This is a genomic window from Longitalea arenae, from assembly GCF_016924755.1.
Lineage (GTDB): Bacteria > Bacteroidota > Bacteroidia > Chitinophagales > Chitinophagaceae > Niastella > Niastella arenae.
The window spans coordinates 21,238-45,044 of record NZ_JAFFJX010000028.1; the positions used below are offsets into that span (position 1 = coordinate 21,238).

At 44.6% G+C, this 23,807-nt stretch carries 25 protein-coding genes and 1 tRNA gene; 16 read left to right on the forward strand and 10 right to left on the reverse strand.

Going from position 1 to position 23,807, the window contains the following annotated elements:
• Positions 1 to 42: 42 nt before the first annotated feature.
• Together JT717_RS27420 and JT717_RS27425 are read right to left on the reverse strand one after the other, a co-directional pair.
• Entirely contained in the window at positions 43 to 1,881 is a 1,839-nt protein-coding gene (locus JT717_RS27420; RefSeq protein WP_205514509.1) for a UvrD-helicase domain-containing protein, read from the reverse strand.
• Positions 1,882 to 1,975: 94 nt separating this feature from the next.
• The gene (locus JT717_RS27425; RefSeq protein WP_205514511.1) at positions 1,976 to 2,323 is read right to left on the reverse strand and encodes a hypothetical protein; all 348 of its coding nucleotides are present in this window, start codon (positions 2,321 to 2,323) and stop codon (positions 1,976 to 1,978) included.
• Between the two features lie 712 nt (positions 2,324 to 3,035).
• Between JT717_RS27425 and JT717_RS27430 the strand changes: the two genes are divergently transcribed.
• Positions 3,036 to 3,109, forward strand: a tRNA-Met gene (locus tag JT717_RS27430).
• Between the two features lie 397 nt (positions 3,110 to 3,506).
• Here JT717_RS27430 and JT717_RS27435 read toward each other — a convergent pair.
• Positions 3,507 to 3,857, reverse strand: a complete 351-nt coding sequence (locus JT717_RS27435) for a DUF5615 family PIN-like protein (RefSeq protein WP_205514512.1) — start codon at positions 3,855 to 3,857, stop codon at positions 3,507 to 3,509.
• Positions 3,847 to 4,080, reverse strand: a complete 234-nt coding sequence (locus tag JT717_RS27440) for a DUF433 domain-containing protein (RefSeq protein WP_205514513.1) — start codon at positions 4,078 to 4,080, stop codon at positions 3,847 to 3,849. Before JT717_RS27440 ends, JT717_RS27435 begins: the two co-directional genes overlap by 11 nt.
• 845 nt (positions 4,081 to 4,925) lie before the next feature.
• On the opposite strand from JT717_RS27440, the gene JT717_RS27445 reads away from it, so the two are divergent.
• Positions 4,926 to 5,381, forward strand: coding sequence for an SgcJ/EcaC family oxidoreductase (locus JT717_RS27445; RefSeq protein WP_205514515.1), 456 nt, complete (start codon positions 4,926 to 4,928; stop codon positions 5,379 to 5,381).
• Positions 5,382 to 5,808: 427 nt separating this feature from the next.
• Here JT717_RS27445 and JT717_RS27450 read toward each other — a convergent pair whose 3' ends face one another.
• Complete coding sequence (locus tag JT717_RS27450; protein WP_205514516.1) at positions 5,809 to 6,960, reverse strand: hypothetical protein; 1,152 nt, start codon at positions 6,958 to 6,960, stop codon at positions 5,809 to 5,811.
• Between the two features lie 681 nt (positions 6,961 to 7,641).
• Here JT717_RS27450 and JT717_RS27455 point away from each other — a divergent pair.
• The 6 genes from JT717_RS27455 (at position 7,642) to JT717_RS27480 (ending at position 12,774) form a co-directional block, all read left to right on the forward strand.
• Positions 7,642 to 8,118 carry a GNAT family N-acetyltransferase gene (locus JT717_RS27455; RefSeq protein WP_205514518.1) on the forward strand — a complete coding sequence of 159 codons (477 nt, stop codon included), beginning with the start codon at positions 7,642 to 7,644 and terminating at the stop codon, positions 8,116 to 8,118.
• Between the two features lie 171 nt (positions 8,119 to 8,289).
• Complete coding sequence (locus tag JT717_RS27460; RefSeq protein WP_205514520.1) at positions 8,290 to 8,766, forward strand: GNAT family N-acetyltransferase; 477 nt, start codon at positions 8,290 to 8,292, stop codon at positions 8,764 to 8,766.
• Positions 8,767 to 8,798: 32 nt separating this feature from the next.
• Positions 8,799 to 9,185 carry a DUF1801 domain-containing protein gene (locus JT717_RS27465; protein ID WP_205514522.1) on the forward strand — a complete coding sequence of 129 codons (387 nt, stop codon included), beginning with the start codon at positions 8,799 to 8,801 and terminating at the stop codon, positions 9,183 to 9,185.
• Between the two features lie 94 nt (positions 9,186 to 9,279).
• On the forward strand, positions 9,280 to 10,044 hold the full coding sequence (gene map, locus JT717_RS27470; RefSeq protein WP_205514524.1) for a type I methionyl aminopeptidase: 765 nt from the start codon (positions 9,280 to 9,282) through the stop codon (positions 10,042 to 10,044).
• A 248-nt stretch (positions 10,045 to 10,292) separates the two neighbouring features.
• Positions 10,293 to 12,389, forward strand: a complete 2,097-nt coding sequence (locus JT717_RS27475) for a cellulase family glycosylhydrolase (protein WP_205514526.1) — start codon at positions 10,293 to 10,295, stop codon at positions 12,387 to 12,389.
• A gap of 145 nt (positions 12,390 to 12,534) precedes the next feature.
• Complete coding sequence (locus tag JT717_RS27480) at positions 12,535 to 12,774, forward strand: hypothetical protein (RefSeq protein ID WP_205514528.1); 240 nt, start codon at positions 12,535 to 12,537, stop codon at positions 12,772 to 12,774.
• Between the two features lie 81 nt (positions 12,775 to 12,855).
• On the opposite strand, the gene JT717_RS27485 is transcribed toward JT717_RS27480, so the two are convergent.
• Complete coding sequence (locus JT717_RS27485) at positions 12,856 to 13,722, reverse strand: sterol desaturase family protein (protein WP_240348456.1); 867 nt, start codon at positions 13,720 to 13,722, stop codon at positions 12,856 to 12,858.
• Between the two features lie 180 nt (positions 13,723 to 13,902).
• Here JT717_RS27485 and JT717_RS27490 point away from each other — a divergent pair, with 180 nt between their 5' ends.
• Positions 13,903 to 14,487: a putative outer membrane beta-barrel protein gene (locus JT717_RS27490; RefSeq protein WP_205514529.1), complete on the forward strand. Its 585-nt coding sequence runs from the start codon at positions 13,903 to 13,905 to the stop codon at positions 14,485 to 14,487.
• A gap of 45 nt (positions 14,488 to 14,532) precedes the next feature.
• On the opposite strand, the gene JT717_RS27495 is transcribed toward JT717_RS27490, so the two are convergent.
• Positions 14,533 to 15,300 (reverse strand): DUF72 domain-containing protein, encoded by a 768-nt coding sequence (locus JT717_RS27495; protein WP_205514531.1) that lies wholly within the window; start codon positions 15,298 to 15,300, stop codon positions 14,533 to 14,535.
• Between the two features lie 46 nt (positions 15,301 to 15,346).
• On the reverse strand, positions 15,347 to 16,594 hold the full coding sequence (locus JT717_RS27500) for a PQQ-dependent sugar dehydrogenase (protein WP_205514533.1): 1,248 nt from the start codon (positions 16,592 to 16,594) through the stop codon (positions 15,347 to 15,349).
• 175 nt (positions 16,595 to 16,769) lie between these two features.
• On the opposite strand from JT717_RS27500, the gene JT717_RS27505 reads away from it, so the two are divergent.
• From JT717_RS27505 to JT717_RS27515, 3 genes are all read left to right on the forward strand, one after another.
• A complete protein-coding gene (locus JT717_RS27505) occupies positions 16,770 to 17,570 on the forward strand; it encodes an SDR family oxidoreductase (RefSeq protein ID WP_205514534.1) in 801 nt (266 codons plus the stop codon).
• Between the two features lie 13 nt (positions 17,571 to 17,583).
• The gene (locus JT717_RS27510; RefSeq protein ID WP_205514536.1) at positions 17,584 to 18,495 is read left to right on the forward strand and encodes a helix-turn-helix domain-containing protein; all 912 of its coding nucleotides are present in this window, start codon (positions 17,584 to 17,586) and stop codon (positions 18,493 to 18,495) included.
• Between the two features lie 79 nt (positions 18,496 to 18,574).
• A complete protein-coding gene (locus JT717_RS27515; RefSeq protein WP_205514538.1) occupies positions 18,575 to 18,955 on the forward strand; it encodes a response regulator in 381 nt (126 codons plus the stop codon).
• Positions 18,956 to 18,974: 19 nt separating this feature from the next.
• Here JT717_RS27515 and JT717_RS27520 read toward each other — a convergent pair whose 3' ends face one another.
• Both JT717_RS27520 and JT717_RS27525 read right to left on the reverse strand, forming a co-directional pair.
• Positions 18,975 to 19,226, reverse strand: coding sequence for a YwbE family protein (locus JT717_RS27520; RefSeq protein ID WP_369411772.1), 252 nt, complete (start codon positions 19,224 to 19,226; stop codon positions 18,975 to 18,977).
• Positions 19,227 to 19,235: 9 nt separating this feature from the next.
• The gene (locus JT717_RS27525) at positions 19,236 to 20,138 is read right to left on the reverse strand and encodes an arginase family protein (RefSeq protein ID WP_205514539.1); all 903 of its coding nucleotides are present in this window, start codon (positions 20,136 to 20,138) and stop codon (positions 19,236 to 19,238) included.
• A 79-nt stretch (positions 20,139 to 20,217) separates the two neighbouring features.
• Between JT717_RS27525 and JT717_RS27530 the strand changes: the two genes are divergently transcribed.
• The 4 genes from JT717_RS27530 (at position 20,218) to JT717_RS27545 (ending at position 23,643) form a co-directional block, all read left to right on the forward strand.
• Positions 20,218 to 20,751: a GNAT family N-acetyltransferase gene (locus JT717_RS27530; RefSeq protein ID WP_205514540.1), complete on the forward strand. Its 534-nt coding sequence runs from the start codon at positions 20,218 to 20,220 to the stop codon at positions 20,749 to 20,751.
• Positions 20,752 to 21,009: 258 nt separating this feature from the next.
• Positions 21,010 to 21,888 (forward strand): EamA family transporter, encoded by an 879-nt coding sequence (locus tag JT717_RS27535; RefSeq protein ID WP_205514542.1) that lies wholly within the window; start codon positions 21,010 to 21,012, stop codon positions 21,886 to 21,888.
• A 115-nt stretch (positions 21,889 to 22,003) separates the two neighbouring features.
• Complete coding sequence (locus JT717_RS27540) at positions 22,004 to 22,852, forward strand: helix-turn-helix domain-containing protein (protein ID WP_205514544.1); 849 nt, start codon at positions 22,004 to 22,006, stop codon at positions 22,850 to 22,852.
• Positions 22,853 to 23,094: 242 nt separating this feature from the next.
• The gene (locus JT717_RS27545) at positions 23,095 to 23,643 is read left to right on the forward strand and encodes a carboxymuconolactone decarboxylase family protein (protein WP_205514546.1); all 549 of its coding nucleotides are present in this window, start codon (positions 23,095 to 23,097) and stop codon (positions 23,641 to 23,643) included.
• Positions 23,644 to 23,807 lie beyond the last annotated feature (164 nt).

Sequence of the window (23,807 nt, forward strand, 5' to 3'; positions counted from 1 at the left end):
ATTTTTTTGGGTGTATCTATGCAGCACATAATATGCTGATTATTACTCGTCGAAATAATGTTTTAATTTTTTGAGGCGCGAAATAATGGCCCCTTTGGTGCGGCCAAAGTGCGCCGCGATCTTACTGATGGAAGTACCATTATCATAATACTCTTTAAGCTCATCATCCTGATCGGGCGACCAGGGTTTGTAAGCGTCCTTGTTGATCTCCCTTTGTTGAAGCACATTGTAAGCCCTTTCTTTTGGCGAAGTAACGGTTGATCTTTTCTTAACGGTAGATTGTTTTAACGCGGCTCTTTCTGTTAAATAGCTATTGTTGGTAAGCTCTTTTTCCCTGGCTTTTACTTTGATGATCTGAGCAGAAACAGGAAAATCTTTTGGCACCAAGGTATCGGGGATATACAATTTGTTTTTAGTGCGGGTAATGGCCACGTACAGCAGGTTGATTTCCTCGTTGAGCCTGGCCTTATCGAAAGCTACGGTTTTGTCGCTTTTATGCTTTTCTTTAAGGTCCTTCAGTTTGCTTTCGGTGAGAAAATCGTTTACCAGGTACACCACATCGTATTCCATTCCTTTAGAACGGTGAACGGTTGAAAAGATCATTTCGGCTTTGCTGCGGTCTTCATCGCCGGTATGCAGTTCTTTCAGTGATTTAATGATGCCATGCACTTCATTTCCATATTCCCGAACGATTTCGATCATGGTAGCCAGCTGGTGATCTTCGGTTTTTTCTACGTATTCTTCCAGTTCGTCAATATTATTCATAGAGCCTACCAGTTCGTCGCGGATCCGGTCACGGTTACCATTGTATAAACTCAATACATCATAAAGCGAAGCGCCATCATCGGCATAGGTATAGGAGTTGATATTTCCTTCGAAGTAGATATGCTTCACTTTGGGATTGTCAGTGATAAAATCAATGGCCTTCAGCAAAAGGCCAAGGTTCGTACGGGCAATGGTTGCTTTTACAACTTCTTTTTGCGAGGTGCCCTTACCGGTAATGGCAACCGGTTCACATTCGAACAAATGATTTTTCCAGGAGAGAATATTGGTGGCGAGATGGGCGATTTCCTGGGTAAAACGAAAACTGGTTGATAATTGTAAAGTATTGAAATTAGCTTTATCGAGCGAGTTAACGGCATGCCGCCAGGCATAGATCTGTTGATGCGTGTCGCCAACTATCACTTTAGTCGCTTTTTGCTTCATGAAAACGTCGAGCATAGCGGCAGAAGCGTCCTGGGCTTCGTCGAACAAAATATAATCGTAAGGTAGATCGGGATTGGACAACTGAAATTTCTTCAGATAAAAATCATGGGTGATCTCGATCTCCCCTCTGTCCATTTTAGCCAGCAGCAAGCGGGTGCCATCCTCGATGAATTTATAAAAAGAGCGGGCGAAAGCTTTGGCGTTTGCATCTGCAATGGTATCGAGATAGTTCAGGTCCTGCACTTTGGCTTTGTCGCTATTACAGAAATAAGCAACGAATTTGCTGATGTGGTTAGCGATCACAAACTCTGCATGTTTTTCACCATTGCTGCGGATGCTAAGGAGCTGACATATTTCACTGTTCTTGTAGCCCTGGGCTTTTACTTTGTAATTGTGTTTGAATACGATATGTTTATAAGCGAGGGAGTGAGCCGTTTCAACCTTTGTATTGGTTAATCCGTATTCAGCAAATTTGCGCGTAGCTTCTAATTTTACCGATTTATTAAAGGCGAGGTACAGGATTCGGGCATTGGCGGGCCGGGAAGCGGCGTATTCAATAATGGTTGTTGTTTTACCGGAACCCGCAACCGCGTTGATGCGAAGATCCCCTTTGGAGTTAATGATAGCCGTTTGCTGATCTGTCAATACCTGTTTACCGCGACCTGACTTAGCCATAATCCTGAATTAAAAATAAAAGGCTTCAGCGCGGAAGCCTTTAACCAGGCTGCGAAGATGACCGATTTTTGGAATTTGAACAAGAATTCAGCGTTTAAAGTTGCCAGTCCAAAACATCTGGCGGGTTACTGACAACACCGGTGGTTTTGCACTTTGGCCGGTCGGAAATTTTACGCCACCAATTGGGTTCAGGCCATTCGCGACCGGCATTTGACACCGCCGATGGGGATGGAGCGATCGACGACCGGCATTTGACACCGCCCACAGAGATGGAGCGATTGCCCGGTCGGAATTTCAGATCACCGGCCGGGTTTGAGCCTTCACCCGTCAAAAATTTCAGATCACCGATCAATTTGGAGCCTTCGCCCACTAATTTGACGTCGCCTTCGAGCAGTCGGGGGACGAAATCGATCAACCCGATGACGCCACCCATCTTGTTCATGAGATTTCCGATCATTTCGCAGCCTCCGCCTGTTGGGATGAAGACCTTTCCGACCGGGATGAACCCAACGCCTATCGGGAATAAGGCGTCTCCCAGCAGGCAACAGCCTTCACCGGTTAGGTCGGTGCTCTCTCCCATCGGTTGTCCAGTCCCAACCCGCTCGGTGGATGATCTCTCCCGTCTGGACGGAGCCTTCGCCCACAGGGCGGAAGATATTTTGTATCGGGCGCAGCCTTTCCCCCGCGGGAAGAAGGCTTCTCGCACCCGGTGGATGCTATTTTCGATCGGTTGTCAGTCTTCGTCGCGCTGGCGGATGATATTTCCGATGCGGTAAAAGCCTTATCGCATCGGCAGGGTGACATGCTGATTTTGCTAATAGCTTTGCACTTGAGGCCGCTAACTTTTCAAATTGGAAAGAGGTTATGCGGCCAGTTTCCAGCGGTCAAGCCGATTTTCTTAAAGAATTGTGTCAGAACTGCTTAATAAAATTTTCAGGAAAGCGATTTTTTTCTATTTTTGCACCCCATTATTTCAAGCACGCTAAGTGAGGATTAATGGGAGCGTTGAATTCATATCCGCCAGTGGGCGGAATGGGGGCAACGAAACGGCGGGATAGCTCAGGTGGTTAGAGCGTTGGATTCATATCCGCCAGCCGGCGGACTCGGGTTCGACCGGATCACTAGAAATCTCAGAACGGTCTTAAAACATAATTGGCGGGATAGCTCAGGTGGTTAGAGCGTTGGATTCATAACCCAAAGGTCTCGGGTTCAACTCCCGATCCCGCTACACTGACAAATGGCTTAACGATAGTTAGGCCATTTTGATTTTTTTCAAACTTTTTTATCTTCCGAATAGTAAAACTGACACCTTTAAGTGTTTCTATGTAAAACCATTTAGCCCGCACAGGTTAAATCGGGAACTGCTAGTCAGTTAATCATTGCCTTTACTCCTCATTCACGTTCACATTTCCTAAAAAACCATTGCATTTGTTCGAAGGCTGGCACTCATCACAATTTGTGACTGCGGAGGCGAAGCATTGTCTATTAGAATAAGAATATTTGCTTTGGAAGATAAGTAAGAGATAAAATTGCCAGATATGCATAACTTGAGTATGTCTGTTGGATCTGTCTTTTTCAATAAATGTAATTATAGTGTAAGGTGGAGCTAGCGAGTTTAAAAAGAATCAATCAATTTCAACTATAGCAACATCAGAAGTTATTAAAATTTTTACTCCTTGGACAACTCCTGCATGAATTCGTTCCCATAATTGCCGACTACCCATGTTACCAACCCTGATATTGATTAATTTCGGCGGAGTTCCTAACCGGTTAATCAGTTCAGGAAAATCAGCATCTTTGGAAATTAAGATTACCCTTCCTTGTTTTTTTGCTTTCTCGTAAATTTCTCTATCCGTTAGAAAGTGTAAAGAAAGGCTATAAGAAGATTTGACGACCAAACCGGTTTGTTCAGCCATCCATTTGGCAATTATTGGAGAAATATTGGTATCGATCCAGATTTCCCAATCAGGCTGCATGAATGACTACTGTGTTTTTGATTTTCATTGAAGCATATAGGAGGGCTGCTGCAATATCCTGCTTTTCGAGAACAGGATGTTGCTCAAGAATTTCTGCCTCGGTAAGACCACTGGACAGTAATTCCAATATATCACTTACAGGAAAACGCAAACCACGTATCGTGGGTTTGCCTCCCATTAGCCCAGGCTGTATAGTAATTCTATCTAAAAGTGGCGAAGTCATTTATATAAAATTTATCCTCGTATACAAATCTAACATAAAAGTAAGATCTGTGTACCCTAGAAGTGTAAAAAGCATTAATGTATTGGCTGTCAGTGTCTTAATGCAATCGCCATCTCTCAATTTAACTGTAATTGTATTTAATTTTGACAGATATGGCAAATTGAAGGGAACTGGTTGGCCGGAAATATACTTTTAAGTTCTTTGTCAGTCAGACAAACTGTCAAATCAATCAAATCCTGTATTAATCGGTTAGACTTTTCGCCCCATCCCGCTACTCGAAAAGGCTTCAATATTTGGAGCCTTTTTTATTTGGTCATTATCGTTCAGTTAGCGTTACGCTGCTGCCAATTAGGTTCAACTCCCATTCCCTCGGACAGGATAACCTTTCTTAGAAAAGAATAGTCAGCCTGTATTATGCAAATGACTTTGAAGAGTTTAGGGTCTGTTACCTAGCACACCAACATTTATTGATATATGTTTGTCTTGTCCGCTATAAAAAACGTGAAATTGGTCAATATTTGTGACATACGCAGCAACAATATAATGTGTAGCGCTATTGGAAAGAGCAACGAAATTAAACTCTTTTGATTTTAGGAAGGTAACGGTTTCTTTTGCATAAACATCAGCGGTTATTTTCGCTGTTCAGCTTCAGTTCCGGCGTGACGGGAACACTGATGAACAACAGAAATAAGTATCAGCTATAAACATTAATTTGGCTTCGGCTTCTGCAGAGCGGCGCTATTATCTTGACTGCAGCAATACTGAGAGTGGATAGTCCTTTTACCAAAACACGCTTTAAACCTACAACATATGAAGAAAAAATTTTTCCCCTGCAAGTATAGTCTTTGCTTCTTTATGACAATGCTTTTCACTTTTTCCGTTCAATTCTTAACGGCACAATCAACAAGTGCTCAGGAGAAAATGCAATTAGGGACTTGTTGGCGCGGTTTTACGAAGGTTGGAATACTCATGATGTGGAAAAGATGGTATCTGTATATGCTGACGATATAGACCATATCAATGTTTTTGGGGAATGGCATAAAGGCAAGCAAGTGATGAAAGAAGCCCTTGCTCAGTTTCATGCAGGACCAGCAAAGAATAGCCAGAAAGCATACACCATCGAAAAGATAAGATTTGTAAAGCCTGATGTGGCAGTAGTACAAGTGCGCTCAATAAGTACCGTAGGCAATATCGGCACATATGTCCTAGACAAGGCGACCGGTAAATGGCTGGTAGTTAGCTTTACAAATGTCGGGTATGAACTGAAGCCAACAGAAACAAAAAGTTTCGGAAATGAGTAGACAGGCAGTCGATCGGCTGACTGCCGAGCTTATAAGTCGCTAAAAGCAATTAAGTCGGCTAGTAACTGGTTCTGGAATTGTCCCCATCCCGCTACAAGGTAAAGGCTTCAGATTTGAAGCCTTTTTTATTTGATCAGCGCGTTGGATTCATATCCGCCAGCTGGCGGACTCGGGTTCAACTCCCGATCCCGCTACTAAGACAAGGCTTCACGGAAGTGAGGCCTTTTTTATTTAAGTGTGGGTTCAACTCCCATCCCGGGTAGATCAAAGAATTTCAGCGTGGGTTCATATCCGCCAGCTGGCTATTTTTAGCGAATATGATGTTCACCTGTGCAATCTTTACTCTGAACAAGATATCATTGAAGATGTAGCCGAGGTATTTTTTGAAGACGGTTATATGGCAGAAAAATTGAACCTGATCCTATGATTACAAACTTAGCTTATTCATGTCCAACGCTATTGCAGATGGCGTGTAGCCTCGTACTTTAAACACCTGCCTGTTAGGAGGTAGGTAATTGGCTTCGCCACCCCGACGGGTATAAACTGCAATCGCAGCGCCGCCACCGAAAGCACCGGTGAAAGGCGGGGGATACGCTTTTACAATTGCAATGTCTGTCATGGGTATATTGGCGATCTGTTGGGCCGACACCCTTACTTCATCCAGATAGAACGTTACCCCGCCGCCACGCCACGTGGCAGCGCCTGTTGATGCAATTTGCAACCCGGCAACCCTGCCTTGCAAGTAGTTAAAAACATTGGGAAACCCAATCGCACTGGGGTCATCCATAATACTAATCAAGCGCTCGTCTCCTGACCGGAACAAGCCGCTGACATGTTCTTCATTAAATTGCTGCCCCCGGGTTCTGGCGGTGCTCCTTACAATGACCGCCGGCAGCGTAGTACCGCGGTCTGCAAAAAGCGCCTCTGGGGTTTCAACAGGCTTGTTCAGGGTTGGCCGCACCGCTGCTGGCGGGTTACCTATGTAAAATGTTCTGCCTGCAACGGCCAGGGGTTCATAGCTGGAATCAAGTTGACTACTGATGCTGATATTCAGCGACTGGTTATTGTCTTTTGTTCGCTGGAAAGCTAACAATGCATTGTCTTCAAACAGCCAGTTACGGATAGCGAAGGTGCCGTCCGGCGCCACAGTTACTTTCTGCTCGTCCCAGTCGCCAGTTTTGGTGAGAAGCATCGCTTGAATACTACCGATGTTCCTGTCGTCTTTTATCTGGCCAATCACTTCGAAAAATCGTTGCTGCAAGCCCGCCAGCAACGTGTATTTGCCGAGGGGCAAGGAATCGGGTAAGAAAATTTTACCAGAAGCTCGCCCTTCGATCACCGGCCAGCGGAGGCGGGTGCGCCGGCCTTCTTCGTTCTCAATCACCAGCTCCATTGTTGCCAGGGATTGGTTCAGTAGTTGGCCACCGCCATCTTTATAATCCACTGTTACAAGTAATGAATCGCCGGGTGGAAAGACGTTTTTGTTGAGTTTTATATCTAACCGGCCTGTCGTCTGCTGAGCCTGTACGGAAGCCGGCAGCAGCAAGGCGATAAGGGGTAATAAAAAGATGCTTTTCATACATATACCCAATCAATATTGAAGCCAGCAGCCCATATTAAAATAAAAAATAAAGATAAAATTCACGAGGTCTGCGCTTACCCAATTGAAGCCGGCGCTCTCAAAAGCATGTTGGGGTCACTGTCAAATAACGGTTGCTTCCCAGCCAGGGATGCAGTGTTTCCATCAAGGATGCTACTTGCGGCAGCCTACCTCCCTGTTTCATTCGGTGTTTATAAGCCACCGGGCAAGCGATTACAGTTGTGGTAGTTTTTTCCAGTTTTGAGGAAGCAGCCCTTCAATATTGGCGGTAGTAAACAGGTGCATGTCGCCAATACATCCTTCGGTAGCCTCATGATGTGCCATAGTATTGAGAGTGCACTGAGATAGCACTAAGATAGCTCTAAGATAGCAGATAGCTCTAACACAGCTCTGCAGACCAAGTGCGCAAGAGCACTCCCTCACCAATCGTAGACAAGTCTGTAAACACTCTTAGAGCACTCAACACCAACTTTTGTAGCACTTGTCTCGTCCTAACATAGCTATACAGGTGAAGAATAAATCCTGAAGCAACTATACATTCTGTTAAAATTGATTTCCAGGTGGTTCAACTGTAACGATTAGCGACGGACGTTAACAGCGCAACGAGCAAGATGTGACAAATAAAAGTTTTTTAAGAACTTTGACATTTTGCATGGTCATATGAATACAGCACGAATACTAAATTGTAATCATTCGGATTTTTTACAGATCCTTGCCGACATCGAAGATTTCTGGGGAAGCAACAGAACGCTTTCATATCATCATCCCATGTTTTTTAATGAATTTGGAAACACGGCATTTGTGATAAAAAACGACGAGAAGGTAATTGCTTATCTCTTTGGTTTTTTATCACAGACTGAACACACCGGTTATGTTCATCTTGTCGGGGTTAGACAAACTCATCAAAATAAAGGATTAGGCAAAACCCTTTACAATCATTTTATAGCTTACCTAAAAAGCATCGGTATTTACAACTTAAAAGCCATCACAACGCCAACAAATGAAAAATCAATACACTTTCATTTGGCTATGGGAATGCAAATGACCGGAATTGAAAATGAATACGGCATAAAGGTGATTAAAGACTACTCAGGCCTGGGGCAGCACAGAGTGGTCTTTAAGAAGAAACTTGACTGAAAAAACATCGAACCGTTCATAAGGATTGCAACAGGCGGGCGCGAGTATCGCATCAATCGGTTACGAGGAAACCAAACCATTCACATACCAGGATTATAAATGGCTAAAAAACACTATATCACAACGAAAGGCATCACTGCAACTATAACTTTTTCTTCCTAACTTACGGCTATGCCAGTTATACAACTTCGCAGCCCGGTATATACCGACCTGGAACATTTCTTCCGCTTTCAACTCGACGAAGAAGCTTGTCACCTTGCTGCGTTTATGCCAAAAGATCATCGCGACAGGGATGCCTTCATGAAGAAATGGGATCGACTGCTAAATGATGAAAGCATTAACACCCGTACCATCCTGGTGGATGGCGCCATTGCAGGCAGCGTATCTAAATTTGTCATGGATGGTGATGCAGAAATAACTTATTGGGTAGACAAGCCATACTGGGGACAGGGAGTTGCTTCTGCTGCTCTCATGCAGTTCCTTACGATTGAAAAGACACGACCCATTTTTGGCCGCGTAGCTTTCGATAACATAGGTTCACAACGTGTATTGGAGAAATGTGGCTTTGTAAAAATAGATACGATCCGCGGCTTTGCCAATGCACGGGCTGCAGAAATAGATGAATATGTTTATAAACTGATATCCTGAAAATAATTCTATAGCACACTTTTCTTTCTTATATGGCTACAGAAAAGATCAAGTCCCTGGTTCAGCTCTATGCTTTGCTGCCTGAAAACGAAAAAATAATCGTTGATGTATTGAGGCATATCGTTATCGACACCCTTCCCGGATATTGCAAAGAGAAACTTTCATTTAATGTACCTTACTTCTATGGCAAAAAGGGAATTTGTATTATCTGGCCCGCTACAGTCCCCAGAGGTGGGATCAAAGAAGGTGTGCTCTTCGGATTTTGGTATGGCAACAAACTTAATGACGTTGACAATTATTTAACGCAGGGAACCAATAAGCAGATCTTCTATAAAATTTATAAAGCTCCGGAGGAGATCAACCAACGGAAAATAGTTCGCCTCTTACAAGAAGCCATTAAGCTGGATAAGCAATGGTAGGACCGGTATTGCCTGTTGCTTCTACCTTCGCTTTAAACCACCAAAAACGCACCCGTCAATAATTTCATACCTTTGCTGGCCGAAAAAGGAAAATATGTCAATAACCAGGGAATCGGAATTGTCAGGAATGCAAAAAGCAAGTGAAGCCGTTGCATTCACATTAAAGGAAATGATCAATTATGCCCAACCCGGCATGAGCACCAAAGAGCTGGATGAGTTTGGAGGGCAGGTCCTCGCCGGCTTTGGCGCAAGATCAGCACCTTATCTGACATACGGCTTCCCGGGCTGGACTTGCATAAGTGTAGGCAATGAATTCTGCCACGGTATACCCAGGGCCAATCGCATTTTGAAAGAGGGCGACCTGATAAATATTGACGTTTCTGCCGAGCTTGCTGGCTTCTGGGCCGACAATGGCGGCTCCTTTGTTCTTGGAAATGATGTGAATCAACATCAAAAATTAGTAGATACCTCCAAACAGATCCTGCGCCATGCGATCAGCAACATCAGGGGCGGCGTAAAAATAGCAGATATTGGGCACCTCATGGAGACAGAAGCCCGGAAACATGGCTATAAAGTTATTAAAAACCTGGGAGGGCATGGGATCGGCCGCGGCCTTCATGAAGAACCGGCAGAATTGCTGAACTACAGGAACCGTTCCGACCTGAGAAGATTTAAGAAAAATTCGGTCGTAGCCATTGAAACCTTTATTTCCACCACCTCTACCTATGCCGTGGAACTCAACGACGGCTGGACGATGGTTGGCAACAAAGGAGGTTTTATGGCGCAACACGAGCATACCATCGTCATTACCGATGAACAACCTATTATACTAACGGAAATGAATGGGATCTTTAATTAAACCCTGGTATCAGGCATTCCACTCAAACCTTAAGAAATCTCAACAGTTTATTATTATCCACAAGATAATTTTTAAACAACCCTTTCCTTACATTTGTCTTCCCTATAACCCCAATAGCTAAGCTATCTTTCAAACGATTTACCTTCTTCACTGCCAGTAACAAAAGCCTCCTGCACAATTGTTTCCTTTCCTTAACAGGTTAGGCCAACCCGTATGTCATTTTCAGAACCAAGTAAATAAACCATCTAATGAAAACACCGAAAAAACCAATTGTCCTGTTTGTAAGCCTTTTCATCTGCGTATGGGGCTTTGCACAAACACCTGTTGCCATCAATGGCCAGCTAAAAGTAGTAGGCACCAAGCTAACCAACCAGAACGGCTATCCTATCCAGTTACGCGGGATGAGCTCCCACGGCATTCAATGGTACAGCCAATGTCTTACCGATGCATCGCTCGATGCAGTAGCCAATGACTGGGGGGCAGACATCTTCCGCATTTCCATGTATATCCAGGAAGGCGGTTATGAAACCAATCCCACCCACTATACCAATCTCGTAAAAACACTGGTGAATAAAGTAACCGCCCGCGGTATGTATGCGTTGATCGACTTTCACATGCTCACACCCGGTGATCCCAATCACAATACCAGCCGCGCCATTACCTTCTTTACAGAAATGGCGAATACCTTTAAAAACAATAACAATATCCTCTACGAGATCTGTAATGAACCGAATGGCAATGTAAGCTGGGCAAGCATTAAGAACTACGCCAACCAGGTGATCCCCGTCATCAGGGCCATCGACAACGACGCGCCCATCATCGTAGGCACCAGGGCCTGGTCATCACTTGGTTTATCAGAAGGTAGCAGCGCACAGGAGATCATAAACAGTCCGCTCAACTACCCCAACCTCCTGTACACCTTTCATTTTTATGCCAGAAGCCACCGCGACGCTTACCTCAGTCACCTGGATTGGGCCAGTGACCGGCTGCCCATCTTCGTTACCGAATTTGGTACCCAGGAGGCCTCCGGCGATGGTCTTAACGACATGGCCATGTCGCAACGCTATTTAGATCTCATGCGCACGAAAAAGATCAGTTGGGTGAACTGGAACTACAGCGATGATTTCAGAAGCGGCGCTGTGTGGACAACCGGTACCTGCAACGGCAATAACTGGACAACCAGCCGCCTCAAAGAAGCGGGTCTGTTCATTCGCAATAACATGTTGAATCCGGCTGATGATTTCGGCGGAGGAACAAACCCAAATCCCGAAAATATTGCCCTGAATAAACCGGTTACTGTTTCTTCTGTTGAAGACGGAACACTAACAGGTCCCAATGCAGTAGACGGCAATGGGGCTACCCGCTGGGCCAGTGCTGAGGGCATCGATCCGCAATGGATCACGATCGACCTAGGCAATTCTTATAACATCAACCGCATCCGCATTAATTGGGAAGCTGCCTATGGTAAAAACTTCCTCGTGCAGGTCTCTACCGACAACAGCAAATGGAACACCGTCCGCGACGTGCAAAACAATACTTCCCTAAGCAACGATTATTCCGGCTTAAGCGCTACCGCCCGGTATGTACGTGTTTACGGTACTGCCCGTGGTACCACCTATGGTTATTCTATATACGACCTGGAAGTTTACGGCACGGTGGCAGGCACCCCGAACAATATTGCGCTTAACAAAAACGTAACCGTATCATCTGTTGAAGGCGCTGCATTCACAGGCAATTATGCAGTTGATGGCAATGCATCAACCCGCTGGTCGGCCACCCTCTATGTTGATCCGCAGTGGATCACGGTTGACCTCGGCGGCCAGTATACCGTCTCGCGGATCAAATTGGCATGGGAAGCCGCCTATGCAAGGGATTACCTGGTGGAAGTATCTGCAGACAACGTCAACTGGACAACCGTCAAAAACGTCAGCGGCAATACTTCACTCACAAACGATCATACCGGATTGTCGGCAACCTGCAGATATGTTCGGATGACCGGCACCGCCCGTGGGTCTCAATATGGCTATTCTCTGTATGAATTTGAGGTGTATGGGTCGGCCGCTACCGCACGTGTGACAGCTGCAGCAAGCACTGAAGCTGAGATCCTGTCCCGGCGCATCCAGGTATACCCGGTTCCATCAAAAGATGAGGTCACCATCACCTTACCCGAAAGCAACCAAAAAACCCGGATCGTCGTGACCGACCTTACCGGTAAAACCTACTATACTGGTTCTGCATCGGGCAATGTTCATAAATTGCACATTAATAAATATCCTGCAGGCATCTATGTAGTACAACTGATCAACGGGGATAAAAAGATCATCAAAAGGATCGTCAAAAAATAGCTATTGGCTTATTGCAGTTCAATCATCAAACAGGGGCGCCGCTTGCGGCGCCTCTTTTAGCTTCAGCCGACGCCGTTCATCCCTTTTCAGCCAAAAGGTACAGCCTGGTCCCGCATTTGCATAGCTGACTGTAAACTTGTTTACTATGATCGAGCATCATAAAATAAACGGTAAAGATGTGTGGGTAGAAGTGATTGAACAACCTGCAGGCAGGGAAAACCCCAACACTATTCCAACTGAATATTTTAAGGCCCGCTATTATCTTGCCGAACCGCCATCCGCGAATGCCGAATGGATCAATAATGAGGATGGAGAACCACAATTATTTGAATCGCCTGTTGCAGCCCTTACCTTTGCCACAAAAAAGTTGATGAACACCATTTAACTCCTGTCATAAAATAGTTCAATAGCAGAAAGTACTGAAACCGATACGGTCTTTAACATAACAGCACAAACGCGGTTGCATTTACACTTTAGTATCTGCTGCCGTATTACGTTCAAACGCTTCATCAAACAAGGGGCTTTCGGTTTTTCTCCACTTGTCCCAAAAAGTAAAGTAAAGGCCGAAATTATATTTGAACTGCTTATGATGCAGCGCGTGATGCGTTGCGCCAATAAACCATTTCCCCAATATATGTTTATGAAAGCGGGCTGGATAAAGCTCTATATCGAGATGATTGATCACACTGCTGAATGTCATAATGGTTAGCTGCAGCAGGATGACAACCGGATGCATGGGAATGATCATAAGAATGACGGGCAACGAAACAGACAAAAGCAATCCCTCTAATGGATGAAAAGAGAAAGCCGTCCAGGGAGAGGTGATATTACTCTGATGATGTATTTTATGTATTACTTTAAAGAGCTTTGGGGTATGCAGCTCCTTGTGGATCCAGTAATAATAAGTTTCATCCAGCAGCATGGATACCAGGAGGCTTAGCGGCAGCCACCACCATCCATATGCTGTAAGATCGGTATAGATCTTAGTATATCCGTTTTGCCATAGCAGGATCATCGTTGTTCCCACAAACGCGAATATTACAGCCGTTAACATACTCCAGCTTATTTCTCTATGTAATTGGCTGCGTGAGAACGCTTTCTTACTGATCTTTCTTTGTTTCCACCGGTAAGGGAACCAGATATAAAATACGAGGTAGAACAAACCTGACACCAGGAAATACCTGCCCACGATTATGGCAAAGAACACGATAAGCGTTATCGTGAACCACAATGGCTGCGATACGTCTGGAATGAACATATAACAAAGGTAAGTATTACGGCCTATGAGGGATACCACATCACCACTTATTCCTGTTACCAGAGCAGCTTCCATCCCTGGTTAGACATCGCTGGCTTCACGTTGTTGTGGCCTTTACCTGTTAACGGGTTGAGGTAAAACTTGCGCACTAATGGAGTTTGTACGATATGGTCTGTTACTATATTGATGCCTATTTATCATGCCGGGTCATTTACATCTGGGTATGATTTTTTTGCTTCCGTATTAAAACGGTTTATGAAAAAAATAATTACACTGCTGATAACTTCGCATTTGATCATTGGAGCACATGCTCAGATCCAGAAAGGCAATATACTGGTGGGTGCCGACATTGCTGATTTCGATCTCAGCTTAAATGAAGGAGGTAACTTCTCATTTTTCCTGGAACCGAAACTGGCGTATTTCTTTTCAAATAATCTGGCATTGGGCGGATATCTGAACTTCGGCCTGGTAACGTCCAAAGGGGGCGGCGAAAGTATTGATTATGGTATTGGTCTGTTAGGACGTTACTACCTCGGCACGGATATTAACGTCGTTCGTAACTCCCGTTTTTTCCTGGAAGGAAATGCAGGTATTGAAGGCACCAATCCTGCGTCCGGTGAGAACACCAATGGTTTGGGTTTAGGTTTTGGGCCGGGCTGGACTTACTTCCTCACTCAAAATGTAGGTCTTGAAGCATTGCTGAAATACAATGGTATTATTGGATTCGGTGAAAGAGTTACATCTAGTGACCTGCGCCTTTCTGTTGGTTTCCAGATCTACCTTCCTTCCGCCCAATTAAGAAGAAGACTGGAATCAGGTGGAGATAACCGGAAACAATAAATATGCATGGTGTTATGCCGGATAACAGCAATGAAAGGCGATCATTCAACCGGTTGAACGCAGCTTTTTCATCGCTGTTAATTTTTTAACCATGGCTTTCAAACTGATCGCATTGAACGCTGCATAACCATGCTGATCGTTATCAAAGTATACATATACCTTTTTTTTCTGGCTCTGCCATTCCATACATAGTTTCGCCCATTTGTTAAGACTTGCCCTGTTATAACTGTCCTGATATTTGTTTGCAGAAGGCCCATGCAGCCGCACATACACAAAATCGGCCGTAACCTTTAATGGCGATAAATGGCCACCCAATTCATAAATGCAAAAAGCACAGTTGTATTCCTGCAACAATGTGTACACTTCTTCATTGTACCAGGTATCATTTCTAAACTCAAATACATAACTATAGCCCACTGGCAGCGCCTGCAGAAAGGCTTTTAACCGCTCTACATTCACTTTCCATTTCGGAGGTAACTGAAATAAGATAGGACCCAATTTTTCTTTAAGCGGAGCAATACTGTTAAACAACCTTGTTAATGGTTCTAGTGGCCTGGTTAGCTTTAGATTGTGCGTTATGAACCGGTTCGCTTTGATAACAAAGAGGAACTTCCGGGGCGAATTTTGATACCATCCTTCAAAAACTTCCCGCGGTGGTAACTTGTAAAATGAATTGTTTATTTCAACAGTATCAAAATACTTTGTGTAGTAATTGAATTGCTGTTTAGCATTCGTTCCGGCCGGGTAAAAGGTGCCCAGCCAATGTTTATAATGCCAACCGGAAGTTCCTATATATATTCTTGCCCTGGCCATATCAAAAGCCGAAAAAAACTATGCCATAGCCAGTTACATATACTGCTTACTTCTTCCCTATGCGATACATTCTACCTGCATCGGTAACGGCATACAAGGCGCCATTTTTGCCAACAGCAACATCCCTGAAACGCTGGTTTTCCTGCTCCAGAAAACGCTCTTCGCCGGTCACTTTATTATTTTCAATTACCAGCCGTATCAAATGCGGCTTGTTCAGGGCAGCCACAAACAGATTGTTCTTCCATTCTGGTATGAGGTCAGCATTGTAAAACGTCATTCCACTGGGCGATACTACCGGGTCCCAGTAATAAACCGGTTGCTCCAGGCCTTCCTTTTGTGTAATACCATCTCCTATTTTTCCGCCGCTGTATTCTTCGCCGTAGGAAATGGTGGGCCAGCCGTAATTCTTAGCCGGGCGAATAAGGTTGATCTCATCGCCTCCCTGGGGTCCATATTCATTTTCCCAAAGATCGCCGGTTTCAGGATGCCATGCCAGGCCCTGCACATTGCGATGGCCATAGGAATAAATTTCAGGCCGCGCATTGTTTTGTCCGGCAAAAGGGTTCCCACTGGCAGGTTTGCCATCGGTGGTTATGCGAACCAGTTTGCCCAGGCCTGAATTTAAAGACTGCGCCTGGGGCCTTGTTTCCTTGTCTGAGCGTTCACCCGTGCTCACGATCAGGTTACCCGATCTATCGAAAAGGATGCGGCCACCATAGTGAAGATTGCTGTTGTGCGCTGGTGTAGCGCGGTAAATGACTGTGGCATTTTCGATCTTTTTCTCATCGGCAGACAATTTTCCTTTTGCCACACTGGTAAGGTTTCCGTTTTCGACGTTCTCAGAAAACACCCAGTACACCATTTTATTATTGGCAAAAGCCGGATCGAGGGTTAGTCCCAGTAAACCACCCTGGCCCCGGTAATTTACCGGTGGCAGGCCAGTAATAGGTTCGCTGACTTTTCCTTCTGCCGTAACAATGCACATGGTGCCTCCTTTCTGGGTGATCAGGAACCGGCCGTCTGGCAACACGGCAATACCCCAGGGGTTTTTAAGATCAGAAGTGATCACCACAGCTTCATAAGGCGTTTTTGTCGCAACGCGGCCAATCCGCGTTTGCCCGGGAAAGGCGGGTTTATAAGAAGTATTAGGCGATCTGTTCTCCACAGAAGAGCCGGAGGTATCGGGGCTGTTGTCCGCAGCAATGTTCGATCCTTCTACAGCAGTTTGATTATTGTCATTACAAGCTATGGCAAATACTGCAAGACAAAGCGTTAGGCTGACGATCTTATGCATATAATTATTTTTAACGACCGGAAATTAAAGAAAACAATTAACAACCATTCAGATCAATGTTTATGCCGGGCCGGCCCTGCGCCCCCGCCCCATTCCGATTTGGCTACTATAAGCTCCGATCAGGCTACATCCGGGAATAAGCGGTAATGCAATTTTGTATAACAAATTACAAAAAATGAAAACGATTTTTATTACAGGAGCCTCTACAGGCCTGGGAAAAGCAACAGCTAAATTATTTGCATCAAGAGGCTGGAAAGTCATTGCCACCATGCGTAAACCGCAAAATGAAAAAGAGCTTGATAAGATCGACAACATCACTTTGTTGCCCCTGGATGTTACAGACCCTGTGCAGATCAAAGAAACCACCGCGAAGGCAATGCATTCAGGTGATATTGACGTGGTCTTTAATAACGCGGGTTACGGTTTGATGGGGCCGCTGGAATCTACCTCTGATGAACAGGTCGTACGCCAGTTACATACCAATCTTTTAGGCGTTATCAGGGTTACACAGGCATTCATTCCTTTTTTCCGTGAAAAAGAAAAGGGACTCTTTATCAATACCACCTCTATAGGAGGGTTGATCACCTTCCCCTTCTCTTCCGTTTATCATGCCACCAAATGGGCCCTGGAAGGCTGGAGCGAAAGTATGGGCTTTGAATTAAAGAAGATCGGCGTAAGCATTAAAACAGTTTCCCCCGGCGGCATTAAAACAGATTTTTTGAACCGCTCTGCTGATATGACTTCACACCCTGCCTATGAACAATGGATGAACAAGATGTTTTCACAGATCAATGAAGATCATTTTACTTCGGCAGAACAAATTGCAGAGGTGGTTTATGAAGCTGCTACAGACGGAAAAGACAAATTAAGATATGTTGCGGGAGAAGATGCAAAGGCGCTGTATGCACAACGCCTGCAGCTGGGCGATGAAGCATTCAGGAAACAAATGGAAGAAACCTTTTTAGCGCTTTCTTAATTAACTTTATTAAATGAAAAAGGAAGACAAGATCCCTTATCAATTCAATGCTATATCCGACTTACACCGGGTGCTGGGCTTACCAAAGCCCCTGCATCCGCTGGTAAGCCTGGTAGACAATACACAGATCTCGGTTGATAAAAACAAGTTGCCCGAATCCTTTTTACTCAATTTTTATAAGATCTCTTTTAAAGCAGCCCTGGGAGGAAGGATCAAGTATGGGCAGAACTATTATGATTTTGATGAAGGAGGCATGGCCTTTACAGCACCCAACCAGGTACTGGCAGTATCCGATGAAACGGAATACAGGGGGCACACCTTACTCTTCCATCCTGATTTTATCAGGAATTATCCGCTGGGAAAAAGCATTAAAAATTTTGGCTTCTTTTCCTATTCGGTCAATGAGGCCCTGCATTTGTCAGAAAAAGAAAGAACGGTCATTACTACCATTATGCGTAATATCGAAGAGGAATTACAGGTGATAGATGATTCAAGCCAGGATATTATCGTAGCCCATATTGAATTACTGTTACATTACAGCAACCGCTTCTATAAGCGCCAGTTTATTACCCGGAAGGCGGTGAATCATGATCTGCTTACAAAAATGGAAGCGCTGCTAAGTGATTACTTTAATAACGAAACTGCTTTGATGAAGGGCCTGCCTACCGTACAATATCTTGCCGCCGAGCTTAACGTATCACCGCATTACCTAAGCGATATGCTTCGCTCGCTGACCGGACAGAATGCCCAACAACACATCCAGGAGAAAGTCATTGAAAAAGCCAAGGAAATTTTATCCATCAGCAATTTATCAGTCGCGGAAATAGCCTATCAGCTGGGTTTTGAACACCCGCAATCTTTCCATAAATTCTTTAAAAAGAAAACTAATATCTCGCCCCTGCAATTCAGGCAATCGTTTAACTGATCTCCAGATTTCCCGATCGGCAACAGCTAAGAAGTTGGCACGCTTTTTTAATAGCGTGAAGCACAAACCACCTTCTTGTATGAAAGTCAAAGCCACAAAACATGCCCCCAAAAAGGTATTGATCATCGAGGATGAGGGAGATCTCTGCTTATTATTGAATATTCTGTTAGATGAAAAAGATATGGAGGTAGAACATGTTCAAAGCCTTGCAAAAGCTGAGGAATACCTTCTACAGGAACAACCTAGTTTGGTGTTGTTAGACAACCGTTTACCTGACGGGTTCGGGATAGACTTCATCAGCTTTATTAAAAAGCATCATCCTGCTACGAAGGTGATCATGATAACCGGTGTAGATGCGGCTGCCTCTGATGTTGCTATTGAAAACGGCGCTGATGTCTTTCTCAAAAAACCATTCACCAAAGCCGAATTATTCAAATCAGTCAACGACGTATTGAATTAAGTTGTAATAACCGATCGCTTTATTCTGCTTCCGGGTCCACCACATCTGTCTGGGCTACCCGGCCAACCTGCCCGTCTTCCAGCCGAACTTTTATTCCCCGCGAATGATAGGCTGCTGAAGTCAGCAGGTCTTTCACTATCCCATATGTTAACTTACCGGTACGTTGGTGCTTTTTTAGTATAATGGCTACTTCCTGCCCGGGATAAATGTCTTTTCTGTATTGGCCATCCATAGATAAAATGCGCTGTTGATTACCGCAAAAATAGATCATTTCAAAAAATTATACATCGAATGCCCTGCCGAGGCTTTCAACAATATTGCGGGCAATTTTTCTGTCAGGATCGAAAGATGGGTTGTAGATAGTTACACTGATACCTGCAATATTTACAGACATTAATAAGTTTTGTAAGATGTATTCAAGTTGGGAGAAGGAAAGTCCGCCTGGCAGGTGGTACTCCACTGCAGGGTTTATATCGTCAGCCAAAACATCTGTATCGAAATGTATCCAGAACGATTCAACGGGTAATTGATGTGCGTGTAATAAAGTGTCGGCCATCACTTTTTCAATGCCGCGCTCTTCAATGTCGGCCATGCTGAAACATTTGATTATTGTTTCTCTTATATCGCGGCTGCCAAACCCCATCGCTTCTTCTATATCTCTTTGTCCGATATGAATGACGTGTTCATCCTTTACATAAGGTTGCAGGTCATGAATGTTTGTTAAAATGGCGGGCCCCCGCCCTGTTACAATGGCGAGGTCCATATCGGCTACTTCGCCCGTAGTAGACTTCTCCGGTTCATAAAAATCGGCATGCGCATCTATGAAGATCAGTCCATAGGAACCGATACGTTTTAAAGCAGCCATTATGCCGATGAGAATACTGCAATCACCGCCTAAAATGAATGCAAAGCGGCCACTGTTGATCACCGTGTTTACCTCCTTTCCTAAAATGAGTGAAAACTCCCTGATCAATGCAGGATTCAGGCAATGGGTTTGCGGGTCTCTTTCTTTGTTATAAAAATCATTAAGTGTTTGAACCTCTCTTACAGGAAGTTCTACCTGTAACCGGCCGGCCAAACCAGCGGCCAACAGCGTTTTGGCAAGATCCTGTACGCCGGTCGGCCGTAAACCCAATATGGAAGGGGCAGCAATGATCTCTATGTCGAATCTTTTTCCTGCCATGAAAAAGTTTCCAATTTGTACGCAACAAATGAGCCAATGCAGGGCCTAACGTCAGGAATTGTATCTTTGCCGGGTCATCATGAAAATCTTTGCCGAAACAAACCGATTGATTTTAAGAGAGATCCTTCCAATGGATATCGATGAATACTTTGAGCTGGATGCTGACCCGGACGTTCACCTGTATTTAACCAGCCAACCGGTTCAAAATAAACAACAGATCGCCGATTCCATTCAGTTTATCAGACAACAGTATATCGATAACGGTATCGGCCGGTGGGCGGTGATTGATAAAAGAACAAACGCGTTCATGGGATGGGCAGAGTTAAAGCTGATCGCTGAATTAACAAATAATCACATTAATTTCCTGGACCTTGGTTACAGGTTGATCAAGAAATACTGGGGACAGGGCTTTGCTACCGAAGCAGCGCAGGCATCGCTTACCTATGCCTTTGATGTTTTACAGGCCCCCGAAGTATTTGCCCATGCGCATGCGGAAAATATCGGATCCAATAAAGTACTTAGCAAAGCTGGTTTAACACTCACCGGCTCATTTGTACATCATGGAATTAAATGTAATTGGTATCGAATTGATCGAAAAGATTTTCAGCGTTAACAGCGGATCCATTCAACAAGCGTATCGATAACCTTTTTTCAATAAATTTGCACTAGAAACAAACGTTATGGCGCTCAGATCATCCTTTTCTATTCTTCCCCCGCCCGTCATTTAACAGGCAAATAGCTGTCGGTTAAATGTTACCATTGCATCTGCTGCAATCCATTCCCCATTACTTTATGTAAGCGGGCCTTCAGTTGTTTTGTCTGTCTCTTCTTCAATTTTCCTCTTTTCAACATTCAAAACAACGAATAGACAATGTCTAAATATATTCTCATGGTTTTTACCGGAGCCTGCAGCTACGGTATTTTGTCTACTTTGGCAAAGCTCTCCTACAAAGAAGGATTCAATGCGGCACAGATCTCGTTTGTGCAGGCCGTTTTGGGCGCGCTGGTACTCTGGTCACTCGTTTTATTAATGAAAAAGAACAGCTATACAAACAAACAAGCCACCATCTCCTGCAAAACCTGGCTGCTGCTCTTTTGCACCGGCGCTTTGATTGGTCTTACTACTTTTTTATACTACTTGTCGGTAAACTATATACCTGCGTCTGTAGCCATCATCCTGTTAATGCAATTTACCTGGATGACGGTACTGCTCGACTGGTTCCTGTTAAAGAATAGGCCAGGCATCCGGTTATTCCTGGCCCTTGCCTTCGTATTCATCGGAACATTTATGGCAACAGGCGGCATCGATCTGGCCAAAGACCTTTCCTTTAAAGGTATTGTCATCGCCGCCGCCTCAGCGGCTCTATATGCGGTTTATATAGTTGCCAATAGCAAGACAGGTAAACAAACAGTACCGCTTACCAGAAGCGCCATTATGGTCACCGGTGCTGCTGCCGCTATTTTTATCGTCAACTGTCATCATTTATCGACTGGCATTCCATATAATTTATCGTTCTTTAAATGGACAGGCATGCTGGCTTTATTCGGCACCATCATTCCGCCACTCTTATTTGCAGTAGGCATCCCTAAAATAGGAGCATCCGTCAGTTCCGTGCTCATGGTAGCTGAAATGCCGGTGGCGATTATTTGTGCGGCTATCGTGCTGCAGGAGCCTATCCATTGCATTCAATGGGCCGGTATCATCATTATGCTTTGTGCTATTGTTTACCTGAATATAAACAGGCGTTAAGACAGGAAAGTGAGTGACCTGTAAGGCTTGCGGGGCATTTGCGTAAACAGTCGGTTGCTGCGGACCTTACAGGTCAGGCACTTTTTAATTATATTGCTCTTCTATTCTTCCATGTATGAAACTGGTATATAAAAATGCAAAGACGGCAGGCGAATGCAAGCTGATCTTTGAAGAAGATGAATTTGACCGGCAGTTCTATGGTAAAGACCGGAAAGATAAATTGCTGACCATCGCCTGGAATAAGGGCCTGTCGCAAAAGGTCACGATTGACGGTATTGAATATGAGTTCCCGGCTGGTACCCTGCTCTGCCTGATGGTGAGTCAAACATTCAGCTTCTCAGATTGCAGCGGCATTGTAGCCTGGCAATTTAACCGGGAATTTTATTGTATCGTTGACCACGACAAGGAAGTAAGCTGCGTCGGTTTCTTATTCTTCGGTGCTCAACAGACCATGTTTACCTCGCTTAACAAGGAAAACAGCCATAAAATTGATCTGCTGCAGCAAATGTTCATTGAAGAGTTTGCGACCGTAGATAATATCCAGGAAGACATGTTGCGCATGTTATTGAAAAGGCTCATCATCATCGCCACCCGCCTGGCCAAACAGCAGTTTTTGCCGGAAACTGGACTGCCCGACCAAAAGCTGGACATCATCCGGCAATTCAATCTGTTGGTGGAAAATCACTATAAAAAGGAGCATAGCGTAAAATTCTATGCCGACCAGGTGAACCGTTCGCCCAAAACCCTGTCGAACCTCTTTGCCCTGTATAATAAAAAATCACCGCTGGCCATCATCCAGGAGCGCATTATCCTGGAGGCGAAGCGGCTGCTGCTCTACACCGATAGATCGGCCAAGGAAATTGCTTACGAACTGGGATTTGAAGATGCGGCCTATTTCAGTAGTTTCTTCAAGAAGAGCACCGAGGTCTCTCCCTCAGAATTTCGTAGTACGCAAAAAGTGTAATGCCGAAAGTTTAACACTCCTTCCTGCAAAGGGTACTTTTCGAATACATTCGGCAAGCCCGGCATTGGGGGTTAACGTTCAGCCTCCGGCGCCCCGTGTTGGCGTTTTGCGTTGTATGTTCTGCCTTCCGCCTTTTTAGGGAAAAAAGCACAAGCCTTCGGGAAATGTGTCCATTTTTATCAGCCCTTTTGATTTGCAATTTTACATCGTCAATAACGACAAACAAATCAAAAGATAAAAAAATGAGATCGTTCAAAGTTCCTACAAGAGAAGAAGTATCAGCTAACAACCAGGCCATTTTCGATACCCTGCAGAAAAAACTGGGCAAAGTTCCCAACCTGTACGCTACTATGGCCTATTCCAAAAATGCCTTAGGCAATTACCTGGCCCTGCAAAGCGCTCCGAGTTCATTAACCTCAAAAGAAAAAGAAGTGGTGAACCTGGTAGTAAGCCAGGTGAATGATTGTGACTATTGTTTAGCCGCTCACACGACCATTGGCAAATTAAACGGCTTTAGCGACCAGCAGATACTGGAGATCAGGACCGGCGCTGTTTCATTCGATAAGAAACTGAATGCCCTGGCTGCGCTTACAAAAAGTTTTGTTGAAAGTGCCGGCCGACCCGATGCGGCCCTGGTAGAAAACTTTTTCGAAGCCGGTTATACCAACGAGAACCTGGTAGATACCATCGTGCTCATCGGCGATAAAATAATTACCAACTACCTGCATGGTGTCACTAAAGTGCCGGTTGATTTTCCCGCCGCTCCTGCATTATCAGCTGCTGTTGCATAAAGATCACAACCGGCCATGGCTTAAATCCGTGGCCCGGTATCGAGTAGGAAGTAAGGGATTACTTCCCTTACTGTCCTCTCACACCACCGTACGTGCCGTTCGGCATACGGCGGTTCATTAAACATAAACAGTTTTAGGAAGGCTTTACAATGTCTGTTAGACTA

Bases quoted from the DNA above. Each gene is read 5' to 3' on its own strand.
- JT717_RS27420 (WP_205514509.1), bottom strand. From the start codon at position 1,881: ATGGCTAAGTCAGGTCGCGGTAAACAGGTATTGACAGATCAGCAAACG.
- JT717_RS27425 (WP_205514511.1), bottom strand. From the start codon at position 2,323: ATGAACAAGATGGGTGGCGTCATCGGGTTGATCGATTTCGTCCCCCGA.
- JT717_RS27435 (WP_205514512.1), bottom strand. From the start codon at position 3,857: ATGCAGCCTGATTGGGAAATCTGGATCGATACCAATATTTCTCCAATA.
- JT717_RS27440 (WP_205514513.1), bottom strand. From the start codon at position 4,080: ATGACTTCGCCACTTTTAGATAGAATTACTATACAGCCTGGGCTAATG.
- JT717_RS27450 (WP_205514516.1), bottom strand. From the start codon at position 6,960: ATGAAAAGCATCTTTTTATTACCCCTTATCGCCTTGCTGCTGCCGGCT.
- JT717_RS27455 (WP_205514518.1), top strand. From the start codon at position 7,642: ATGAATACAGCACGAATACTAAATTGTAATCATTCGGATTTTTTACAG.
- JT717_RS27460 (WP_205514520.1), top strand. From the start codon at position 8,290: ATGCCAGTTATACAACTTCGCAGCCCGGTATATACCGACCTGGAACAT.
- JT717_RS27465 (WP_205514522.1), top strand. From the start codon at position 8,799: ATGGCTACAGAAAAGATCAAGTCCCTGGTTCAGCTCTATGCTTTGCTG.
- map (WP_205514524.1), top strand. From the start codon at position 9,280: ATGTCAATAACCAGGGAATCGGAATTGTCAGGAATGCAAAAAGCAAGT.
- JT717_RS27475 (WP_205514526.1), top strand. From the start codon at position 10,293: ATGAAAACACCGAAAAAACCAATTGTCCTGTTTGTAAGCCTTTTCATC.
- JT717_RS27480 (WP_205514528.1), top strand. From the start codon at position 12,535: ATGATCGAGCATCATAAAATAAACGGTAAAGATGTGTGGGTAGAAGTG.
- JT717_RS27485 (WP_240348456.1), bottom strand. From the start codon at position 13,722: ATGGAAGCTGCTCTGGTAACAGGAATAAGTGGTGATGTGGTATCCCTC.
- JT717_RS27490 (WP_205514529.1), top strand. From the start codon at position 13,903: ATGAAAAAAATAATTACACTGCTGATAACTTCGCATTTGATCATTGGA.
- JT717_RS27495 (WP_205514531.1), bottom strand. From the start codon at position 15,300: ATGGCCAGGGCAAGAATATATATAGGAACTTCCGGTTGGCATTATAAA.
- JT717_RS27500 (WP_205514533.1), bottom strand. From the start codon at position 16,594: ATGCATAAGATCGTCAGCCTAACGCTTTGTCTTGCAGTATTTGCCATA.
- JT717_RS27505 (WP_205514534.1), top strand. From the start codon at position 16,770: ATGAAAACGATTTTTATTACAGGAGCCTCTACAGGCCTGGGAAAAGCA.
- JT717_RS27510 (WP_205514536.1), top strand. From the start codon at position 17,584: ATGAAAAAGGAAGACAAGATCCCTTATCAATTCAATGCTATATCCGAC.
- JT717_RS27515 (WP_205514538.1), top strand. From the start codon at position 18,575: ATGAAAGTCAAAGCCACAAAACATGCCCCCAAAAAGGTATTGATCATC.
- JT717_RS27520 (WP_369411772.1), bottom strand. From the start codon at position 19,226: ATGATCTATTTTTGCGGTAATCAACAGCGCATTTTATCTATGGATGGC.
- JT717_RS27525 (WP_205514539.1), bottom strand. From the start codon at position 20,138: ATGGCAGGAAAAAGATTCGACATAGAGATCATTGCTGCCCCTTCCATA.
- JT717_RS27530 (WP_205514540.1), top strand. From the start codon at position 20,218: ATGAAAATCTTTGCCGAAACAAACCGATTGATTTTAAGAGAGATCCTT.
- JT717_RS27535 (WP_205514542.1), top strand. From the start codon at position 21,010: ATGTCTAAATATATTCTCATGGTTTTTACCGGAGCCTGCAGCTACGGT.
- JT717_RS27540 (WP_205514544.1), top strand. From the start codon at position 22,004: ATGAAACTGGTATATAAAAATGCAAAGACGGCAGGCGAATGCAAGCTG.
- JT717_RS27545 (WP_205514546.1), top strand. From the start codon at position 23,095: ATGAGATCGTTCAAAGTTCCTACAAGAGAAGAAGTATCAGCTAACAAC.